This window comes from Pseudomonas sp. Je.1.5.c (genome assembly GCF_051129895.1).
GTDB lineage: Bacteria > Pseudomonadota > Gammaproteobacteria > Pseudomonadales > Pseudomonadaceae > Aquipseudomonas > Aquipseudomonas urmiensis.
Window position 1 is genome coordinate 1 of the sequence record NZ_JBCPSP010000003.1, and the last position, 18,489, is coordinate 18,489.

At 61.7% G+C, this 18,489-nt stretch carries 12 protein-coding genes and 1 pseudogene; 8 read left to right on the forward strand and 5 right to left on the reverse strand.

Annotated elements, in window-relative coordinates; all coding sequences use genetic code 11:
- Positions 1 to 71: 71 nt before the first annotated feature.
- Together nadA and AAZU54_RS03455 are read right to left on the reverse strand one after the other, a co-directional pair.
- The gene (nadA, locus tag AAZU54_RS03450; protein ID WP_186555340.1) at positions 72 to 1,130 is read right to left on the reverse strand and encodes a quinolinate synthase NadA; all 1,059 of its coding nucleotides are present in this window, start codon (positions 1,128 to 1,130) and stop codon (positions 72 to 74) included.
- Positions 1,131 to 1,436: 306 nt separating this feature from the next.
- A complete protein-coding gene (locus tag AAZU54_RS03455) occupies positions 1,437 to 2,954 on the reverse strand; it encodes a YdgA family protein (protein ID WP_405130229.1) in 1,518 nt (505 codons plus the stop codon).
- A gap of 239 nt (positions 2,955 to 3,193) precedes the next feature.
- On the opposite strand from AAZU54_RS03455, the gene AAZU54_RS03460 reads away from it, so the two are divergent.
- From AAZU54_RS03460 to AAZU54_RS03480, 5 genes and pseudogenes are all read left to right on the forward strand, one after another.
- A complete protein-coding gene (locus AAZU54_RS03460) occupies positions 3,194 to 6,358 on the forward strand; it encodes a glycosyltransferase family 32 protein (RefSeq protein ID WP_434726537.1) in 3,165 nt (1,054 codons plus the stop codon).
- Between the two features lie 343 nt (positions 6,359 to 6,701).
- Positions 6,702 to 8,054: an APC family permease gene (locus tag AAZU54_RS03465; RefSeq protein WP_434726538.1), complete on the forward strand. Its 1,353-nt coding sequence runs from the start codon at positions 6,702 to 6,704 to the stop codon at positions 8,052 to 8,054.
- A gap of 280 nt (positions 8,055 to 8,334) precedes the next feature.
- Positions 8,335 to 9,384: pseudogene (locus AAZU54_RS03470) on the forward strand (PDC sensor domain-containing protein); the annotation flags it as partial.
- A 102-nt stretch (positions 9,385 to 9,486) separates the two neighbouring features.
- Complete coding sequence (locus tag AAZU54_RS03475) at positions 9,487 to 10,242, forward strand: methyl-accepting chemotaxis protein (RefSeq protein WP_372353331.1); 756 nt, start codon at positions 9,487 to 9,489, stop codon at positions 10,240 to 10,242.
- 148 nt (positions 10,243 to 10,390) lie between these two features.
- Entirely contained in the window at positions 10,391 to 11,350 is a 960-nt protein-coding gene (locus AAZU54_RS03480; RefSeq protein WP_186555345.1) for a cation diffusion facilitator family transporter, read from the forward strand.
- A 6-nt stretch (positions 11,351 to 11,356) separates the two neighbouring features.
- On the opposite strand, the gene AAZU54_RS03485 is transcribed toward AAZU54_RS03480, so the two are convergent.
- Genes AAZU54_RS03485 through AAZU54_RS03495 form a run of 3 tightly spaced genes read right to left on the reverse strand, consistent with a single transcriptional unit; the run spans position 11,357 to position 16,088 of the window.
- A complete protein-coding gene (locus tag AAZU54_RS03485) occupies positions 11,357 to 12,706 on the reverse strand; it encodes a TolC family protein (protein WP_434726539.1) in 1,350 nt (449 codons plus the stop codon).
- Complete coding sequence (locus tag AAZU54_RS03490) at positions 12,703 to 14,835, reverse strand: peptidase domain-containing ABC transporter (protein ID WP_434726540.1); 2,133 nt, start codon at positions 14,833 to 14,835, stop codon at positions 12,703 to 12,705. The genes AAZU54_RS03485 and AAZU54_RS03490 overlap by 4 nt, the downstream gene beginning before the upstream one ends.
- Positions 14,832 to 16,088, reverse strand: coding sequence for an HlyD family secretion protein (locus AAZU54_RS03495; RefSeq protein WP_434726541.1), 1,257 nt, complete (start codon positions 16,086 to 16,088; stop codon positions 14,832 to 14,834). Before AAZU54_RS03495 ends, AAZU54_RS03490 begins: the two co-directional genes overlap by 4 nt.
- Positions 16,089 to 16,377: 289 nt before the next feature.
- On the opposite strand from AAZU54_RS03495, the gene AAZU54_RS03500 reads away from it, so the two are divergent.
- The 3 genes from AAZU54_RS03500 (at position 16,378) to AAZU54_RS03510 (ending at position 18,405) form a co-directional block, all read left to right on the forward strand.
- Positions 16,378 to 16,572, forward strand: a complete 195-nt coding sequence (locus AAZU54_RS03500) for a hypothetical protein (RefSeq protein ID WP_186555349.1) — start codon at positions 16,378 to 16,380, stop codon at positions 16,570 to 16,572.
- Between the two features lie 203 nt (positions 16,573 to 16,775).
- A complete protein-coding gene (locus AAZU54_RS03505; protein WP_434726542.1) occupies positions 16,776 to 17,663 on the forward strand; it encodes a ParA family protein in 888 nt (295 codons plus the stop codon).
- Entirely contained in the window at positions 17,656 to 18,405 is a 750-nt protein-coding gene (locus AAZU54_RS03510; RefSeq protein ID WP_434726543.1) for a hypothetical protein, read from the forward strand. Before AAZU54_RS03505 ends, AAZU54_RS03510 begins: the two co-directional genes overlap by 8 nt.
- Positions 18,406 to 18,489 lie beyond the last annotated feature (84 nt).

The following is an 18,489-nucleotide window of genomic DNA, read 5'->3' on the forward strand; positions in this document are numbered from 1 at the left end:
CTCCCACGCTCACCCTACGATACTGGGTGAGCTTGGGAGCGGGCTTGCCCCGCGATTGCTTACTGAAGACCTCAGGCGTTACCCGATAGCTTCAACCGCGCTGCCTGGGTGAAATCGAGCATCCGGTTGAGCGGCTTGATCGCTCGCGGAATCAACGCCGGATCAACGAAGATCTCGTTGGTGCCCTTCTGCAGGCAATCAAGGGTACGCTCCAGCGTGTTCATCGCCATCCACGGACAATGCGCACAGCTACGGCACGCGGCACCATTGCCCGCCGTCGGCGCGGCAACGAACTCCTTGTCCGGGCACAGCTGCTGCATCTTGTAGAAGATGCCGCTGTCGGTCGCGACGATGAAGGTCTTGTTCGGCAGGGTCTGCGCGGCCTTGATCAGCTGGCTGGTGGAGCCCACCGCATCGGCCAGGTCGATCACCGACTCGGGCGACTCCGGGTGTACCAGGATCGCCGCATCGGGATACAGCGCCTTCATGTCGGCCAGCTGGCGCGACTTGAATTCTTCGTGAACGATGCACGCGCCATCCCACAGCAGCATGTCGGCGCCGGTTTTTTTCTGGATGTAGCGGCCCAGGTGCTGGTCTGGACCCCAGATAATGGTTTCGCCGTTGTCCATCAAGGTCTCGACGATTTCCAGCGCGCAGCTGGAAGTCACGACCCAGTCGGCCCGCGCTTTGACCGCTGCCGAGGTGTTGGCATAGACCACCACGGTACGTTCGGGGTGCTTGTCGCAGAACGCCGAGAACTCTTCCACCGGGCAGCCCAGGTCGAGCGAGCAGGTCGCTTCCAGGGTTGGCATCAGGATGCGTTTTTCCGGGGTGAGGATCTTGGCGGTCTCGCCCATGAAGCGCACGCCGGCGACAATCACCGTGTCGGCGGGGTGGTTCTTGCCGAAACGGGCCATTTCCAGGGAGTCGGACACACAGCCGCCGGTCTCTTCGGCCAGCGCCTGGATCACCGGATCACAGTAGAAATGGGCGACCAGGACTGCGTTCTGGGCCTTGAGTTCGGCGGCGATGGCCGCACGGTACTCGGCCTCCTGCGCGGGGGTCAGGGGGTTGGGCTGCTTGGCATCAAGGTGGGCTTGAACCAACAGGCGTTCGGAAATCTGGGTCATGATCGCTGGACCTGCGGGCGCGCGTGCGCGTCAGTCGAGTGTATCACCCGGCCCTGGCAGATCGGCTAGTGGTGCCGGACGGCAGGCACGCCGTCGCGGCCCTCTGCGGGCGCGGATTATTATCGCGCCGAAGGCTACAGACAATCAGGTCAATGCAAAAGCGATTTTTGTGACAGGCAATCAGGCGTCCGCTGGCAACGCCCTCTGCCAGCTGCTCTGGCCTCTTCGCGGGCAAGCCCGCTCCCACGGGGGCCGCGTCGACCGATCGGTCAACGCTATTGCTGTGGGAACAGGTTTACTCAGGCTTCAGCCTTGCGGCGACAGCGCGGCCAGGTGCGCACCGAGGATCATCGCGAACTCCTCGACCGTCATCTTCTTGCCGTTGAAGTCGACCATGCCGTCGGCATAGTGCAAGTTGGACACCACGTCATTACCCTGCACTGTGGCCATGCCACTTTGCAGCGCCATCATGCCGACCATCTCGCCTGCCTGGCTCGATTGCTGGGCAATCGCTTGGGCGTCGGTCTGCCCTTCGAGCAGCGCCTGCAGCGTTGCCAGGTCGCCGATCATCGGCTTGGACAACGACAGCTGGCTCTTCAACTGGCTGACCAGCTGCTTGCCCAGTTGATCAGGCGGCAGGTCGAACGAGCTTGGGTTGGAGAAATCCAGCGCCAGGCTGAAACGGCTCTCGCCATTGGCCGTCTTGAACGACAGTTGTTCCAGCGCCAGCTTCGGCTTGGCGGCGAGGATCTTCTGCAAGTCGGCCTGCACCTTGGCCTTCTCTTCTTCGGTCATGTCGAAGGTCGGGAATGGCTGGCCGGCCGCCTGGGCTTGCTGCATTTCTTGCACTTCAGGCAGCTTGGTCTGGTACCACTCGGCCAACGACTGGAACGCCGGAATGTCGAGCGACTTGACCGTCACCACCATCTGCCCACTGCCAACCGCACGCCCGGCATAGCTGATGTCGTTGACCTTGTACTCGATGCGCCCGCCCATGGTGTCCGGGCCTTCGGCGCTATACAGGTTGTTCTGCTCCAGCCCCTTGAGCAGCAGCACCTCTTGCTTAGGCCCCAGGGTTGCCTGGGCTTGTGCCAGGGCCAGGTCAAGGTTACCGACATACACCAGGTCATGGCCGGTGCTGGCCAGGTCGCCACCGATCTTCAGGCCTTCGAACTTGAACGTAGCGGGCGGATGATCATCACCGACCAGTTTCATTTCCAGGCGCTCGGCTGTGCCGTGGATCTTCACCGCCTTGCCTTGCTCATCGCCGCTAAGCTGCAACTGCATGCCGGAGAAGTCCAGGGTGTTGCCGTTGTCTTCGTTGAGTTTGAGCGGCGCCAGGCGGATATCGCTGTCGATACTCCCGGCGTAGCCGAGGCTGACCTGGCCGGTCACTGGCGGCTGATCGCCGGCTGCGGCGAACCAGGCGGCGGTGAAGTCATCTTTCTCCAGCGCGCTGTTGCTGGTGGCCAGGACCGGCATCAACTTGAATGCCTTGACCCGCGACCACGGAAACGGGCCGTGCTCGATCTGGTCGACGAGCCCCACGTCAAAGCTCAGTGGCGCGCCCTCGCCCAGCCACACGTCCTTGGCCTTGAGCCGGTAATGCGCAGTGCTGGTAAAGAAGTGCTGCTCCAGCGAGGCCAGCTCAAGGGTCATGCTGCCTCCAGTGCCGGCCACGGCCTTCTTCAGTTCTTGGTTAGCACGGCTGACGGAACTGTCCAACTGGGCAGGCAGTTGCTTGCCGGTGTACCAGGCGCCAGCGGTGACTGCGACGGCGATGGCGACCGCCAGGCCGGAAAGGATGCCTACTGATTTCTTCATGAATTGAACCGATTGCTGTCCATAGGGGGGAGTGGGCGACTCGCTTGACGAAAATCGCGAGCGCTAAGATTACACTGTCAGGCCGCGTCTGGCGGGACAATTTGGCCAAGCAAATGGCGTCAGGGCATGACAGCATTCGCCCGCCATCACCGGACAAAGGTGCGGTAACTATCTGCCGCGCACAGCTTGCCCAACCAGCACACGCTCAACTTCCCTAGTCGTTATTCAGGAAGACCGACGTGAGCTACCAGCCGACTTTTCCAGAGTACCCTGCACTGGGTGAGCCCTTCTCGCCCGAACCCGCTACCCAGCCCGACACCTCCTTCAGCCGCGGCCAGCACTCTTTGCTTTCGATTATTCCCGCCACGCCCGAACAGGATGAAGATGTGCTGCTGTCGATCAAGCAAGTATTCGACCGGGAACAGGTGAGCCTAGAGACACCCCAGGCCTACGCCGACCAGCAGATTCGCAAATACCTTGAGCAGCACGGCATAGACGATGATCCAGAAGATTTGATCCTGGCCACGCTTTACCTGCACCTGGTTAACATCACCCCAGGCCCATGGCAGGCACAGGTGGCCCATGCCATGACCCTGCCGCAAGCATTGATCGGCAACTGGAAGCAACGGGGCAGTGGCTCATGGTCAGATCACCTCGGCTACCCCATGACCTGGAGCATGAACGGCTATGCGGTTAGCACACTGGTAAACCTCAGCGACGGCCAATTGGCCGATTCGCGCTCATACGATGGCGTGTACCGGCGTAGCTCGCCGCAGGTTTACGACGCCTGGAACCAGGTAGACCTGGACCCAAGAGCGTTTCTCGAATTCGTTTGGAATGCGCAGTTGCAAGCGCATTATCTGACCCACCTCAACCGCTTCTGGACCGAACACGAAAGTACCTATCACCTGATGCTCAAGGGCAATGTGGTGCACGCCGCGCTGCTGCAACGTGACGAGGGCTCGCTGAGCGCCGAGCATTCGGCACTGGTGCTCAAGAGCATGATGCTTCACCCCAATACCAGCTGGGAAAACACCTCCTATCGCTACTTTGCCGACAACCCGATTTCAACTCATCATACGATCGTTGAACTACGCATCTATGGCTATGCCGCGTCAGACATCATGGTATTCGGTGACAAGCGCAAAACCGACGTGGTGCTGTACATCCCCGGTAATTCCTCGCCCCTGCATGGTTTCACCAATACACATGAGCTGCGCATATGGCTGCAGCAGCAATGTCGTGACCCACACAAACGAGCTTCCCTGGCCAGCCACTTCAGCTCTGCGGATCGGCTCGATGGCGCGTTTCTCAGCGGTGTGGATACTGCTCTTCGAGGCGTGGCTGCCTATCCGCGCATACTCGACCAGGCCACTGGGCTGTGGGTGCCGGACAAAATCATCAGCTTTGGCCCAACCCTGTATCCGTATCCCTTCACCTCTATGCGCAGGCAGATCAAGCAACGTTTCTACGCCGATGCCAGACACGACATCGCCACTCAAAGCGAGTACTACCGCAAGCAGCTGGCGCAAGGCCTGGAGGTGACGGTCAATGTCATCGGCGCAATTGCCCTGGCGCTGCCGGAGCTGGCACCGCTAGTCGCGGTACTCGGCGCTGGCCTGCTAGCGGTGGGCGTGGGCGAGATCAGCGCAGCCAAGAATGAGCAGGAAACGGTCGAAGGCATCGGTCGAGTGGCGTTCGGACTGCTCAATGCGCTGCCACTGATCGGTGAAGCGTCACAGCTTGCCAGGTCCAAGGTAGTGCTCAGCGAAGAGCAGCTGGCTGCGACAGAGGCCGTAGAGCGTGCCCAGCAGCGTCAGGCCGAAAGCGCACAGCAGGTAGCCCCTGAAGCCGCACCGCACGCTAACTGGCCGTTGATCGACGAGCTAAAAGTGCAACGACCACAACTCGACAGCCTGCAACCGGAACTGCGCAACCGACTCGCCCAGCTCAAAGCGTCCTCTGCGGTGCGCGTCGCCGGCGGCGGTAAAGGCACCTTCCTGGACAACGGCAAACTGTATGTCAACATCCGCCATGATGTGTATCGGGTCGAGTGGCTGGAGCACGAGCAGCAACTGCGGATTCGCTCGGCAGACGATCCACGCGAGTGGGGGCCGTTCCTGAAGGCGACCGAAGACGGCTACTGGGACATCGAGTTGCGTTTCGGGCTGCGCGGCGGCAATCCCTCTCTCACCATGATCAGCAGCCCGCCCCTGCCAACGCGGGTCGTTGAGGGCATACAACGTCAGCCTCTGGTACCGAGAGTGGAGGTCACGGTGCCGTTGGATGACATCATTGAGGAGCACACTCGTTACTATGTGCGCATGAAAATCCAGACACCCGGCGAGGCGGACATCATTGAGGATGAGGTCCCAGTCTTCTACGACGCCGATGCTGCTGCCTGGCGCACCCTTAACGGTGATTACGCATGGCGAGAAGAGCCGTTGTTGCAAACCAAGGTCCGCTGGAAAACGGGCACGGCTAGAGACTTCGAACGCGTGCGCCACCGGCTCCCGGCAGAAAACCACTTCATCGAGTACAGATTCCCTGACCTGCCCCAGCTACCGCAGCAAACCACGCCGGTAAAGAACGAGATACACATGATCTGGGTCGGGGAAAACAGGCTTCCCGCCAATTTGAGCTGGAACATCAGGGAGAACGCCGATAACGCTTACTACCGTTTCATCCTTCATGTAGACGGCGGTGCACCGACGCTTGCGGCAATACGCCAGTCGCTCGAAGCAACCAGCGTCGAAGTCCGCAGCCTGCACGATCAACCGTTCTTCGAGCAATTTATCAACAGCTCCGAAGGCGACGGTTTCAACTACTTCCGTAGTCCTGACAGCCCAGCACGTAACTTAGCGGCTGCGGCGGACTTCCTGCGTTACAGGCTGATCTATGAGTATGGGGGGATCTATATGGATATCGATGACAGCCTCGCACCTGTCATTGCTAAAGAGCTGTCCGCAGCTCCGCACGATGTGCTGCTCGGTAGTCGCTTCCGAATGCCTTGGAACGGGGACCGACTGATCAACAATTCCCATTTCGCCAGCCACCCGAACAACCCGCTGCTGAAGAAGCTCCTGGATACTGCGAACCAACGATTCCATCTCTTATCAGAGGCATTCAAGACCCCCCCCCGCACAATCAAAGGCGCTGAGGCACTCAACCAGTTCATGAGCACAATCTCCGAAGTCTGTGGACCGAAGGTGTTTGATGATGTGCTGAAGGCACACCGGCCTGACTATGCGAAGCTGATTGAGTACATCATGAAGGCGGCCAACATCAACTCCGACGAATACAAACGCTGGCTCACCGCGGCGCTGGATCACTACTTCCCACTGAGGATTGGTGGCCCTGTGCCAATCAGCACAGGCAGCGCGCACAGCTGGAATGAACTCTGACACCTATATCACAGGGCACTCACCTGGCAGTAGAACAGCCACGCGACCGTCGTGAACGTTTTTATTTACACAAAAATCTAAAACGCCTTAAAAAACACGCTAGAAAAGGCCTAAAAGGTCAAATTTAATCGATATCAGCCTGATAAAAATGTCGAACGTCATGTTTAACTTGACACCCTCTGCCCCCCCGTTGATTATTTTTCCCGCCTCGCAATACCCGCCTCCGGTCACAGGAGGCGTCACGCCGCTCCAACATAAAAGGTGAACAATATGGAGCTCATCCGCTTGACCTTGCCGTGCCCGCACGCCGCGTCCGCTGTCCATGCCCTGGAGCCCCGCCAGCATGCGGTATGACCAGAGCACTTCGGCAAACAGCCAGTTTCGCAAGTCCCTGCGCCTTTGGCAGGTCGTGATCATTGGCCTGGCGTACCTCACGCCAATGACCGTATTCGACACCTTCGGCATCGTCTCCGGGATCACCGCCGGGCACGTGCCCAGCGCCTATATCCTGGCGCTGCTCGGCGTGCTGTTCACCGCCGTGAGTTACGGCACCCTGGTGCGGCGCTTCCCACAGTCTGGTTCGGCTTACACCTACACCCAGCGGGCGATCAATCCGCACGTGGGCTTTCTGGTGGGTTGGTCGTCTTTGCTCGACTATCTGCTGCTGCCGATGGTCAATGCCCTGCTGGCCAAGCTCTACCTCTCGGCGATGTTCCCCGAAGTCCCGCAATGGATCTGGGTGGCCGGCTTCGTCACCCTGATCAGCCTGATCAATATGCGCAGCATCAACCTGGTGGCGCACTTCAACGCCCTGTTCGTGGCGGTGCAGGTGGTGATCATCGCGGTGTTCATCTACCTGTGCGTGCGCGGCCTGGACCACGGCGAGGGCATGGGCACCGCCTGGAGCCTGGCGCCGTTCGCGGATGCGCAGACCCAGTTCAGTGCCCTGGCTGCCGGGGCGACGATCTTGTGCTTCTCGTTCCTGGGCTTCGATGCGGTGACCTGCCTGTCTGAAGAAACCCGCGACCCGGGCAAGACCATCCCACGGGCGATCTTCCTCACCGCGCTGATTGGTGGCGCGGTGTTCATCCTGGTGTCGTATTTCATCCAGGCGTACTTCCCGACCATGCAGCGCTTCCACGACCAGGAAGCAGCCCTGCCGGAGATTGCCCTGTACGTGGGCGGCAAGCTGTTCCAGTCGGTGTTCATCGCCTGCACGGTGATCAATACCATCGCCTCGGGCCTGGCCTCGCAGACCAGCGTGTCGCGCCTGCTGTATGTGATGGGTCGCGACAAGGTGATCCCCAGCGGGGTGTTCGCCCGCCTGCATGCGCGCTACCAGACCCCGGTACTGAACATTGCGGTAGTCGGCTTGATCGCGCTGTCGGCGATCTTCTTCGACCTGGTGACCGCCACCTCGGTGATCAACTTTGGCGCGCTGGTGGCGTTCAGCTTCGTCAACCTGTCGGTGATCAACCATTGCTACCTGCGCGAGAAGCGCAACAAGGGCCTGGCCAACCACCTCAAGTACCTGGTCCTGCCGACCATAGGTTTTTGCATCATCGTCTCGCTGTGGCTGGACCTCAACCAACACTCGCTACTGTTCGGTGGCGCCTGGGCGCTGGCCGGGCTGATCTACCTCGGTTGGCTGACCAAAGCCTTCCGGGTAGCACCGCCAAACTGCATCGCTGAATGACCACCCTGCCGACGCCCGCCTGATCGCGGGCGTTGCCCTTTTCTCGACAAGGAATGCTGCCATGCTGCTGCGCCGCCTCTCCATCCAGTGGAAGATCACCCTGCTCGCCGGCCTGTGCCTGCTGGTGATCGTCGCCCTGCTGGTGGCCACTTCGCTGACCCAGGCCCGACGCAGCGCGGCGCAGGTCTTCACGGCCAACACCGAATTGCTCGATCACAGCGCGCGCCTGCGCCTGCAAGCCCACGCTGAAACCCAAGCGCTGCGTATCCAGCGCTACTTCATGGATACTTATCAATACGGCAATGGCTTTGCCCGCCTGGTGCAGGTGCTCAAGCAGCGTGGCGACGCCGATCTGCGCGCCGAGCTGACCACTCAGGCCCGCGCTGCCTTGGCCGGCAACCCAGACCTGATCGGCCTGTACCTGGTGTTCGCGCCCAATGCGCTCGACCAGCGCGACGCCAGCTTCGTCAATCACGATGCCCAGGGCAGCAACGACAGCGGCCGCTTCTCGCTGTACTGGTCGCAGCCACGTCCCGGCACTCTGGAGTCAGAGGCCATGCCCGAATCGATGCTGGCCGACACCAGCGTCGGCGCCAATGGCTCGCCCTACAACCGCTGGCTGACCTGCCCGCAGGAAACCGCCAAGGCCTGCGTGCTCGATCCGTACTTCGATGAGGTCAATGGCCGCCAGGTACTGATGACCAGCATTGCCCTGCCCTTGCTGGAAAACGGCCAGGTAGTCGGCGTGGTTGGCCTGGATATCGGCTTGGACAACTTGCAGCAACTGAGCCTGGCGGGACGTCAGGAATTGTTCGACGGCCAGGGCCAGGTCAGCATCGTCAGCCCGGTCGGGTTGCTCGCCGGACACAGCCGCGACAGTGCCCAGCTGAGCAAGACCCTGGAACAGACCTTTGGCCCGCAGGCGCATGAATTGCTCGCCAGCATGCGCGCAGGCCAACCGGTACAGCGCCTGGATGACGGCCAGATGCACATCTCCCACCCGTTCGCTCCGATCCCCGGCGCTGCGCCCTGGCAGGTGCTGCTGGAGCTGCCCGAAGCGGTGTTGCAAGCACCGGCGATTGCCCTCAACCAACGCCTGGACGCACACAATCAAGCCGCCAATGTCACCAGCCTGGTGATTGGCCTGGTGGCTGCGGTGCTGGGTCTGTTGCTGGTCTGGCTGACCGCCCGTGGCGTGACCAGGCCGATACTGGCCGTGGCCGAGCGCCTGCGCGACATCGCCAGTGGCGAAGGTGACCTGACCCGCCGCCTGGACTATGCCCGCCAGGACGAGCTGGGCCAATTGACTGGTTGGTTCAACCGCTTCCTGGACAAGCTGCAACCGGTGATCGCCCAGGTCAAAGGTTCGCTGCACGAAGCACGCGGCACTGCCGATCAGTCCGCCGCCATCGCCAGCCAGACCAGCAACGGCATGCAGCAACAACAACGCGAGATCGAACAGGTGGCCACCGCCGCCAACGAGATGAGTGCCACCGCCCAGGACGTCGCCCACAACGCAGCGCAGGCCGCGCAAGCGGCGCGCGGCGCTGATCAAGCCAGCCGTGAAGGCTTGCAGCGGATCTCCGGCACCCGCCAAACCATCGTCCGCCTGGCCAGCGATATGGACGCCGCCATGGACGAAGCGCGCGCACTGGAGAGCCGCAGCGAGCAGATCGGCTCGGTGCTGGAGGTGATTCGCGCGATAGCCGAACAGACCAACCTGTTGGCCCTGAACGCCGCCATCGAAGCCGCCCGCGCCGGCGAAGCGGGTCGCGGCTTTGCCGTGGTGGCCGATGAAGTACGCAACCTGGCCCAGCGCACCCAAGTGTCGGTGGAAGAGATTCGCCAGGTGATCGAAGGCCTGCAACAGGGGACTCGCGATGTGGTCGGGGCCATGCACGAGGGCCAGCGCCAAGCTCAGGACAGTGCCAGCCAGATGGAACAGGCCTTGCCTGCACTGCAGCGAATCGGTGAGGCTGTGGCGGTGATCACCGACATGAACCTGCAGATTGCCTCGGCTGCCGAGGAGCAGAGCGCGGTGGCGGAAGAGGTCAACCGCAACGTGGCGGGGATTCGTGATGTCACCGAGTCGCTGTCGGGCCAAGCCGATGAGTCGGCGCGGATCAGCCAGGCGTTGAACCGGCTGGCCAATCAGCAGCAAGCATTGATGGAACAGTTCCGCGTCTAGTCAGTGGCGGCCCTATCGCGGGGCAAGCCCGCTCCCACGCTCCCCCTGCCAAAGGGCTGCCCTGCCTCGGCATCGTGGGAGCGGGCTTGCCCCGCGATCGAGCTGCCACTGACACCCACAGCACTAGCGCCTTGAAAGAGTTTTAGTTATGGAAACACCAAGCAAACCGGCATTCTTCGACCTCACCAGCGAGCAAGGCCTGCTGCGCACTTCGATTGCCGTCACCCTGTTCATCGCCACTATCGGCATCGCCTTCGGCCTGGCCTCGGGCTCGTTCTCTATCGTCTTCGATGGCGTCTACTCGCTGGTCGACGCCAGCATGAGCGGCTTGTCGCTGGTGGTGGTCAAGCTGATCACTGCCCACGTCACTAGCAAACAAATGTCGCGCAAGCTGCGCGAGCGCTTCACCATGGGCTTCTGGCACCTGGAACCGATGGTACTGGCGCTCAACGGCATCCTGCTCAGTGGCGTTGCGGTCTATGCACTGATTAACGCCGTGAGCAGCCTGCTCGAAGGCGGGCGCCATCTGGAGTTCGGCATTGCCTTGATCTACGCGGTGCTGACGGTGATCGCCTGTCTCACCATCGCCGTGGTCGAAGCACGGGCCAACCGCACACTCAACTCAGACTTCGTGCGCATGGACGTCAAGGGCTGGGTGATGTCGGCCAGCATCACTGCCGCGCTGTTGATCGCCTTCTGCGTCGGTTTCGCCATCCAGGGCACTGAGTGGCAATGGATTTCGCCGTACATCGACCCGGCCGTGCTGGCCCTGGTGTGCCTGGTGATCATCCCGTTGCCGCTATCGGTGGTGCGCCAGGCCATGGCCGAGATCTTCCTGGTGACGCCAAGCGATCTGAAGCAACACGTCGACAGCGTGGCCCAGGCGTTCGTCGCCAAGCACGGCTTGCAGTCGTACCGCGCCTATGTGGCCAAGGTCGGGCGCTCGCGGGAAATCGAGCTGTACTTCATCGTGCCCACGACAATGGCCGCCAGAACCATCAGCGAGTGGGATGCCCTGCGCAACGAGATCGGCGATGCGGTCGGCGGCGAAGGGCCGGATCGCTGGATCACGGTCGTGTTCACTGGCGATCCGGAGTGGGCCGAATAGCCTTGCTCATTGCTGGCCCAATTGCCCAAGGTCGGCCGCCAGTTGCAGGCGGGCGGTGTACCAGTCGACCACCGCGGCAACCCGCCGCTGCCGCGCCGAGGCCAGATCGTTCTGGGCGTTGAGCAGCTCGATGATACTGCCGACCCCGGCCTTGTAGCGCCCCAGCGCAACCCGATGCGACTGGCTGGCGCTGCCAACCAAGCGGCGACTGATGGCCAGTGCGCGGGTTCGTGCATCGAGGGTCTGCCGGCTTCTCCATACACTTAGGGCAATCGCGCGCTCAGCCCGCTGCAAGTCCTGCTCGCGAGCGCCCGCTTCGTACTCGGCGGCGCGCGCCCGGCGCCGGGCGAGAAAGCCATCGAAGATCGGCACCGTTACTTGCAAGCCGACACTCCAGGTCTCGATCTGCTGGCGCGAGGCGACCTGCTCGACGGGCGTATCGTCATGTCGGTAGCTGCTGTACAGGGCAATCCGCGGGCGGTCCTCGGCCCTTTGCGCTTCTGCCCTGGCCAGGGTTGAAGACCATTCGGCGCGCGCCCTTTCAACCGACGGGTGAGTCAGGCGGGCCTGCTCCATCAAGGCATCGACACTGACCATGAACGCCTCCTCCTGCCCTTCAGGATCGTTGAGCACCTCCAGCCGCAGCGGCGCTGAGGGCGACAGGTTCAGGGCACTGGCCAGGGCGCCCTGGGCAGCCGCCAGATCACCCTCGGCCAACACCCGCTCCAGCTGCGCCTGCTCGAAGGTGGTCTGCGCCTGCAAGCGGTCGGCCTGCTCGCCTGCGCCGGCCTGGTGCTTGGCAGTGGTGACCTTGAGGCTATCGGCAGCCAGCGATTCGATGCTGCGACGGGCCTCCAGCAGCGCGCCAGTGGCCTGCACTTGGTAGAACGCCTTGCTGGTGTTGAGCACCACCTCCTGGATTTTCTCTACGCGGCTGCTGCTGGCGGCGTTGAGCAACTGGCGGGCGCTTTCGACCTTGGCCTTGCGCAGGCCGAAGTCATACAGCACCCAGCTCAGGTCCAGGCCATAGCTGCTGGTGCGCGCATCGAGGGTCGAATTGGCCTCGGAAAAGCCATCGTAACGGGTCTTGCGGTTGGCCCGGCCGCTACGGGCTACGCCTTGCAACGTCGGCCAGTACGCCGAACGCTCGGCATCCATGCTGGCCTGGCTGCTCAGCTGCGTGCGCCAGGCAGCCTCCACCTCGGGGTCGGCGCACAAGGCCATGGCCACTGCCTGCGACAGCGCCAGCGCCTGCCCAGCGCGCAGCGGCTCGGGGCAGGCCTGCACCGCCGCCGCTGCCGCTCCCGGCATACTCAACAAGGCCAGCATGCCCAGTAGCGCCCAGCGCCGATTCATGGGCTGCTGTCGGGCATCGGCCCGACGTGAGCAATGCGCCCGTTGTGCAACGCCAGCACCCGTTGCGCCGAGCGAATGGTCTCGGGCCGGTGGGCGACGATCACCCGGGTGATGTTCAGCGACTGCAAAGCCTGGTTGACTGCCGCCTCGCGGTGAATATCGAGGTGGCTGGTGGCCTCGTCGAGAAACAGCAGCTTCGGCCGCCGATACAGTGCGCGGGCGAGCAGGATGCGCTGTTTCTGCCCACCAGAAAGCACCGTGCCCATATCACCGACCAGGGTGTTGTAGGCCATTGGCATGCGGGCGATGTCATCGTGCACTGCCGCCAGGCGTGCGCACTGCTCGACCCAGGCCTGGTCAGTATCGCTGGCGAAGAAACTAATGTTGTCGCCAATGGAGCCGGCAAACAGCACATCGTCCTGCAGCACCGTACTGCTGATCTGGCGCAGGCGCTCGAGGTTGTTGGCGTCGATCGGCTCGTCGTCGAGCAACACCTGGCCTTCAACCGGTGGCAGGATGCCAAGCATGACGTTGAGCAAGGTGGTCTTGCCGCATCCCGACGGGCCGACAATGGCCACTGACTCACCAGGTTCGATCGTCAGCGAGACGTCGTCGAGCACCCAGGGTTCATAATCGGAGTAGCGAAACCTGAGCTTGCGCACTTGCAGGCGCGGCACGCGCGCGCAGGTCGCGCTATCGGCGGGCAGCGGCGTTGGCCTGCGCTCGGCGCTTTGCAATACGATATCGGCCAGCCGCTCGCCATGCAGACGCAGCATCAGCACATCGACCAGTTTGTCGATCAGGCCCGCCACGCGGCCATTGAACTGATCCTTGTAGGCGTTGAAGGCGATCAGCATACCGGCGCTGAATGCGCCGTCGATCACCTGCTTGGCGCCCAGCCAGATCACCAGCAGGGTCACACTGCCGAACAGCAAACCGTTGAACGCGCGGTACAGCAGCTGGAGTTTCTGCGGGCGCAATCCGGCGTTGATCTCGTCGACCAGCAGGCCGCCCCAGACCGTGGCACGCTGCTCTTGATGGGCAAACAGCTTGATCGTGCGCACCCCGCGCAAGGTCTCGAGAAAGTAGCTCTGCTGCTTGGCAGCGCGCACCAGCTCCTCTTCACTGGCGCGGCGCAGCGGGCCGAACCAGGCCCAGCGCGCCAGCGCGTAGAGCAGCATGGCGGTGACGGCGATCAGCGCCAATGGCGGGCTGTAGAGAAACATCAGCACCAGCGTGACCACGGTCATCACGCCGTCGAGCAGCGCCTCGATGAACGAGGTGGTGAGGGTGCGCTGGATGGCCTTGAGCGAGCCGAAGCGGGAGATGATATCGCCCAGGTGACGGCGCTCGAAAAACGCCACCGGCAGGCGCACCAGGTGGCTGAACACATTGATCTGCCATTGCGCGCCGAGCAAGGTGCCCAGGTACATCAGTGCCCAGGAGCGTGCTAGCGACAGCGCCTGCTGGGCCACCAGCAACAGGCCAAAGCCGATGGCCAGTACCGCCAGCAGGTCCAGGTCGGCACTGACCAGCACCTTGTCGATCACCGTCTGCAAGAAAAACGGCGCGAGGATCATGCACAGCTCCAGCGCCGCCCCAAGTAGCAGGATGTGCCCGAGCACGCCGCCAAAACCCTGCACCCGCCCGAGCAGACGGCGCAGCGGCAACGGGGTTTTCGCCTGGCCTGGCTGGAAATCGGTTTCCGGCCATAGTTCCAAGGCGATACCCGTGAACGCCTCGGACACTTCCTGGCGGGTCAATCGACACAGGCCGCGGGCTGGGTCGTGAATGGTCACGCCACGCGGGCCGACCTCCTTGAGCACCACGAAGTGATTGAAGTTCCAGTGCAGGATGCAGGGCAGCTTGAGTTGATCGAGCGCTTCGAGCTCCAGGCGCAGCGGCCGAGTGGCCATCCCCAGCTGGCCGGCCATGGCCATCAACTGCTTGAGGGTGGCGCCCTTCATCGAGGGCGAGAGCTTTTGCCGCAGGGAATACAGGTCGTGGACCTGGCCATGGTAGGCGGCGATCATCGCCAGGCAGGCCTGGCCGCATTCCGCCGCCTCGACCTGCAAAATCACCGGCAGCTTGCGACCCACGCCGAAGGTCAGGGATTGGGCAATGCTCACAGTCGTTTTCCTATGCCGCGCAGGGGTTCGAGCAGCCATTCATAGAGCGGCAGGTTTTCCAACATGATGTCTGCGTCCAGCTGCATCCCTGAGCGCAGACGCTCTTCTCGCCCGCGGGCAAACAGGCTTTGTCGCTCCAAGGTGACCCTGACTCGATACAGCGGCCCCTGCTCGCGCAGCTCATCGGACACGGCGCCGACGGTCATGATCTCCTCGGCTGGCAGGGCGCTGCGCGACACCGAGGCGACGGTGCCGCGGGCCAGGCCGAAATGCTGGTAGGGGTAGGCTTGATAACGCAGCATCACTGAATGGCCTGGGCGCACGAACCCTGCCGAGCGGCTTGGCACATAGAGTTCGGCATACAGTTGGCTGTGCTGTGGCACCAGGCTGAACAATGGCCGACTGACATCGGCGCGGGCGCCATTGACCACGCCGATGGCGGTAACCTCGCCGGCGGCCGGTGCGGTAATGACGATCTGCCGCTTGACCTCGCTCTCCAACAGGCTGCTTTCGCTTTCCAGCAGACGCCGCTCGAGGTCGGCCAATTGCTTGGTCTGGTTGAACGGCAGCTCGGCCAGTTCAGCGCGCAACGCGGCGCTGTCGTTGCGCAAGGCCAGCAAGGAACGGTTGAGCTCTTCTGCGCGAAGGCGTACTTCCAATACCGCGTCCTGCTTGGCCTGGAGCAAGTCACGGGACACGAAGTCCTGGCGTTGCAGCTCGGCATAGCGCTCGGCGATGCCTTGCGCCAGGGTCAGGCGCTGGCCGGTCAGGGCGATTTGTGCGCTGACCTTGTCCTGCTCGGTCTGCAGCATCGCCAGGCGCCGCTGCTTGCCCTCGCGCTCCTGCTGATGGAGCACACGGGTCTCGGCGATTTCATCGGTCAGGCTGCGGGTGCGCCGCTGGATCAGCCGACTGATGGCGACCTGATTGGCACCGGCCTCGCCGTTGTGGGTGTCACTGATCAGCGCCAGCAACGCGGCGCCCGCTTCCACCTGCTGGCCCTCGACCACCGCCAGGTCCTGGACCACGCCAACCTGCGGCGCGAACACCTTGATCAGCCCGGCCTCCGGCACCAACACCCCAGTAACCGCTTCGCGCCGGGTGTAGCTGGCAAAGCTGATGAACAAGGCCAAGACGATGCAGAACAGCAGCGCACACACCCCTGCCATGCGCAACGAGGGCGGCGAGACCAGCATGACGCTGCCCAGATCCTTGTCCCTGCCTGCTTGCAGAGCTTCCTTTCGAAATAGCATTCCCTGACCACGATCCTGGCGAACCCAAAAGTCGGCCTCGCGACAAGACGCAACTACGAGGCCCTGCCAGCCTAAACAAGGGCGCGCCAGTCGACACTAGTACAGGTGGGCTATTGCCGGGGCTCAAAGCAGGTGCAGGCCATCGCCGAGCGCGGTGTGGCGCTGTGACATTAGGTCACCCGGGCTATTGCTGCACAGGCACTCGCCAGACACATTATTTCAGCAAGTCCTGGTGCAACAGGACTTCCATCAGACGGAACAACATGATCGAGAACGAGGAAGCTCTCAGATGAATACTGCACAGACTGAAATGCGTACGTTGGATGTCGAGGAACTGGATCAGGTCAGCGGGGGCCTGTCGGCCTTCGGTTACTACGTCAATGCCGACGTGGTGAACTACGGTGATGGCGACAAGCTGCACGTGAGTTGGGGCAAGGACGGCGGCAGTTACAACTTCAAAGAATTCAATCTGAACTGCCAGTAAGGCGCGACAACGAAAAAGCCCGCTTCCGTAACCGGAAGCGGGCTCTTTCTTACTGCATATGGTGGGTCGTGTAGGATTCGAACCTACGACCAATTGGTTAAAAGACAATTGGGCACGGGCCAGCTAGGAAGGGAATCTAAAACAGCACCAGACAGCATTCTACGAGCGCTGCCTCTAATGAAAACCACATTAGAGGCAAAGCAATGACCCAACCAACCAAAGCAAAACGAGTCGGCAAGATCTCCACCAAAGGTGGTACCGGCAAGACCACCGGCTCGACCAACCTCGGGGCCTTCACCGCTGACGCAGGCCTGCGAACCCTCCTAATCGATCTGGACCCAGTCCAGCCCTCCGCTTCGTCGTACTTCCCCCTGGAGCACACTGCCGAGGGCGGTATCTTCGAGCTGCTCGCGTTCAACAACACCAATCGCGACCAGATCATCTCCCGAACCACCATCCCCAACCTCGACGTCATCGTTTCGAACGATGCGAACAATCAGCTCAACAACCTCATACTGCAGGCGCCCGATGGCAGACTGCGCTTGGCGAACCTGATCTCAGCGTTCGAAGATGATTACGACCTGATCATCTTCGACACCCAGGGCGCTCGCAGCGCAATGCTGGAAATGGTCGTGCTGGCCTCGGACCTCGTCCTATCCCCTCTCCCTCCTAACATGCTTGCCGCCCGCGAGTTCAACCGCGGCACCATTCACATGATGGAAGGCCTGCGTAGCTATAGCAGACTGGGCCTGAAAATCCCTCACATCAACATCATCATCAACGGCCTGGAAGAGACCGTTGATGCCCGCCTTGTACACGGAACGGTCCGCGAGGTCTTCGACGGACACAGTGACTTCTCCGTACTCCAAACCACTATTCCAAACGCTGTTGTCTTCAAATCTGCCGCTCGACTGGGCATACCTGCCCATCGACTGGAATACCGTCAGCCGTCCAACCGAAAGTCACCCTCCGCACTGAGCATCATCCGCAGCTTGGCTATCGAGACCTTCCCTGAGTGGACAGACCGCTTCGAAGCGATGACCGAGGAGCGCGTTGCCGAGATCGTCAAAGAGGCTCGCCGCGATGAATAAGCACACCATTACCGATGCTGCTGGGATCACGGCTGATGAGGTCCTCAGGATTGGGAAGCTCTACAGCGCAAATGAACTGCGCAACATTCAGAAAACCCTGACGTCCACGGCGGGGAACCTTCACAAGCTGGGCAGCGGTTGGAAACTACGCTCAGGCTTGCTCGGCTCTCTTGGTGACCTTCTGACCATCGAGCAGCGCCAGTTGCTGCTGGATGCTGCCCGCCTCGTTGAGTCGATCGGCAACAACGTGACCCATGCGAAGGAAAAGCGTGTTCGCTCCGACAAGGATGCGAAGCGTCGTCAGGATGCACGTTTGGCACGGTCAAAACAGCTGGTTGCCGTAACGTACCCACTGCCGGCTGAAACTCAGGAGCAACTTCTTGAAATCCTCCAGGCCGCACTGATTCTGAATCGTGCTCGGCAGTTCTACACCTCATACACCCCCCACGAATTCAATCTTTACCTCAGGATTGATCTCGTAGTTCCAGAGCGGCTCTATGGGATGTCCGTTGAACAATATCGTTCGGGGAATGTGAGGTCCTTACGGTATTCCCTGATAGACGAAGTCACCAGCCATCTTGCTTACGACGACGGTTCGACGGTCGAAGACCGCTTAAAACTCCTGCAGGAGAAAGTCGCCGATGCGGTAGCTCAGGCCCCGCTGACGACGGAGGAACTTGAAACGCTGCGCCGGTGGAAAGAGGCTCTGCTCCCAAATGAAGGACAGGGAGAACTCTCATGAAGAGACAACTTCCACAAACTTTCACACTGGCCATGCTTCAAGATCGTCTGGCTACGATCCGCCTCAAGCCAGAGGAGGGCCAAG

Bases quoted from the DNA above. Each gene is read 5' to 3' on its own strand.
- nadA (WP_186555340.1), bottom strand. From the start codon at position 1,130: ATGACCCAGATTTCCGAACGCCTGTTGGTTCAAGCCCACCTTGATGCC.
- AAZU54_RS03455 (WP_405130229.1), bottom strand. From the start codon at position 2,954: ATGAAGAAATCAGTAGGCATCCTTTCCGGCCTGGCGGTCGCCATCGCC.
- AAZU54_RS03465 (WP_434726538.1), top strand. From the start codon at position 6,702: ATGCGGTATGACCAGAGCACTTCGGCAAACAGCCAGTTTCGCAAGTCC.
- AAZU54_RS03475 (WP_372353331.1), top strand. From the start codon at position 9,487: ATGCAGCAACAACAACGCGAGATCGAACAGGTGGCCACCGCCGCCAAC.
- AAZU54_RS03480 (WP_186555345.1), top strand. From the start codon at position 10,391: ATGGAAACACCAAGCAAACCGGCATTCTTCGACCTCACCAGCGAGCAA.
- AAZU54_RS03485 (WP_434726539.1), bottom strand. From the start codon at position 12,706: ATGAATCGGCGCTGGGCGCTACTGGGCATGCTGGCCTTGTTGAGTATG.
- AAZU54_RS03495 (WP_434726541.1), bottom strand. From the start codon at position 16,088: ATGCTATTTCGAAAGGAAGCTCTGCAAGCAGGCAGGGACAAGGATCTG.
- AAZU54_RS03500 (WP_186555349.1), top strand. From the start codon at position 16,378: ATGAATACTGCACAGACTGAAATGCGTACGTTGGATGTCGAGGAACTG.
- AAZU54_RS03505 (WP_434726542.1), top strand. From the start codon at position 16,776: ATGACCCAACCAACCAAAGCAAAACGAGTCGGCAAGATCTCCACCAAA.
- AAZU54_RS03510 (WP_434726543.1), top strand. From the start codon at position 17,656: ATGAATAAGCACACCATTACCGATGCTGCTGGGATCACGGCTGATGAG.